The sequence below is a fragment of the Geobacter grbiciae genome (assembly GCF_018531165.1).
GTDB classification, from domain to species: domain Bacteria; phylum Desulfobacterota; class Desulfuromonadia; order Geobacterales; family Geobacteraceae; genus Geobacter; species Geobacter metallireducens.
Window position 1 is genome coordinate 1 of sequence record NZ_JAHDIW010000045.1, and the last position, 1,352, is coordinate 1,352.

Here is a 1,352-nt window from a genome sequence, read left to right on the forward strand (position 1 = left end):
CTGTAGCGCGCCCGGTACCCTGGACACAAGATAAGAGTCACGCAGCCTTCTTGAGTTGATACTCCTCGAAAGCCTGTCGTGGGCTTCTGAAACCGAGTTTTTCAACCAGCCACAGCCGGTTGTAACGATCCATGAAGTCAGCTACTGCCGTCCTTACTTCTTCGATTGTGCAGTAGTGGCGGCCATAGATGACCTGCTCTTTGAGAGTCCGATTGAACCGTTCCGTCACCCCGTTGGTCTGCGGTTCGGCAACAAACGAGAAACTTGGGGCGATTCCCCAGAACTTGATCTGATTCTGGAAATGTTCCGAAAGGTATTGGCTGCCGTGATCCATCCTCAGTACCAGCCCACGGGCAGCAGCGGCTCCGACCGAGCCGAAACGGGCCTTGATTCCCATGGAGATCGGCTGTAATGCGGCAAACCGGTCACCATTCTTGGTCACATGCCAACCGACGCACTCGGCATTCCAATGCTCGACGGCGGTAAACAACCAGCACCATCCTTCTTCCAGGGTGAAGATTTTGGTGCCATCGGTACCCCACATGACGTTGGGGGCCGCCGTGATGATCTTACCGGTGTGTTCCTTGGGCTGTCCCTGAACAACCCGGTGAGGAGAGAGCAGATTGTTCTCCCTCATGAGACGCAGCACCCGCTTGCGGCTGACCTTGATCCCTTTGACGAAGCGTAGGCGCCCCCAGACCTTACGGTGCCCCTCGCCGACAAAGGAGGATGTCTCCAGGTCGGTCCGGATAAGAGAAAGCACCTCGTCGTCGGTGAGCGGTGTTTTCGGGCCACGTTTAAGCAGTGCCGATGGCAGGGTTTTTCTTCCTTGGCGGCTATAGAACGACGAGCGGGGCATTTCCCAGGCACGGCAGACGCGCTGAACGCCGTAGGCTTTACCGGTGGCAGGGGAGATCGTAGCGCTCATTTCTTCGATCTCCTCTGGGCCAAAGGGTGGGCACGCCTCGCTTTCTCTCGGAGCAGCTCGTTTTCCATGGTGATCTCGCCGATGCGCTTGAAGGCAGCATCGAGTTCTGCCGCCAACGGATCACCTTCACGGGCCTTAAGAGCAGATTCTATTCCCTGGAGTGCTTTCTGATGCCACTCTTCCAGGCGATAGATTTCGATGCCCAACTCACGGGACAAGGCATCGATAGATTCACCGCGCATCAACCGCATGACAACCTCTTTCTTGCGGTTGGCGCTCCAACGTTTGACTTCCGGTGCAGCTCCAGTCGAGCTACGCTCTCCTTCCGCCGCACCGGAGACACTGACATCCTTTTCCATTGACGACCTCCTTGAACACGTAGATTTACCTCATTTTCGTGTCCAAGAAAACCGGGGCCGCCATA

2 protein-coding genes are annotated in these 1,352 nt (G+C 56.4%); both read right to left on the reverse strand.

Annotation, left to right across the window (positions count from 1 at the left end; translation table 11 throughout):
• Positions 1–37: 37 nt before the first annotated feature.
• Positions 38–928 (reverse strand): IS3 family transposase, encoded by an 891-nt coding sequence (locus tag KJB29_RS19060; RefSeq protein WP_215735888.1) that lies wholly within the window; start codon positions 926–928, stop codon positions 38–40.
• Complete coding sequence (locus tag KJB29_RS19065; RefSeq protein WP_215735889.1) at positions 925–1,287, reverse strand: helix-turn-helix domain-containing protein; 363 nt, start codon at positions 1,285–1,287, stop codon at positions 925–927. Before KJB29_RS19065 ends, KJB29_RS19060 begins: the two co-directional genes overlap by 4 nt.
• Positions 1,288–1,352 lie beyond the last annotated feature (65 nt).